Genomic DNA, 239 nt, shown 5'->3' on the forward strand with positions numbered 1-239 from the left:
TTGAGGTGGAGGTCGATGAAGGATGCGATGAAGAAGTAGGAATGGTCGTAGCCGTGCTGCCGGCGCAGGGTGAGCGGCTGGCCGGCCTTGGCGCAGGCCTCCTCGAGCAGGTGCGGCTTGAGCTGGCTGTCCAGAAAGCCGTCGGCCGTGCCCTGGTCGACCAGGATGTCGCTCACGCGCGCGCCGCCTTCGATCAGCGCGCAGGCATCGTAGTCCCGCCAGGCCGCCCGCTCCGGCCC

At 69.0% G+C, this 239-nt stretch carries 1 protein-coding gene; it reads right to left on the bottom strand.

Features of this window, described 5'->3' with window-relative positions; genetic code table 11:
• Nucleotides 1-239: alpha/beta hydrolase-fold protein (locus tag E4K09_RS01610; protein ID WP_244610315.1), on the bottom strand; the 239-nt coding region annotated here is incomplete at both ends.

The organism is Microvirga pakistanensis (assembly GCF_004458765.1).
In the GTDB taxonomy this organism is placed as follows: Bacteria; Pseudomonadota; Alphaproteobacteria; order Rhizobiales; family Beijerinckiaceae; genus Microvirga; species Microvirga pakistanensis.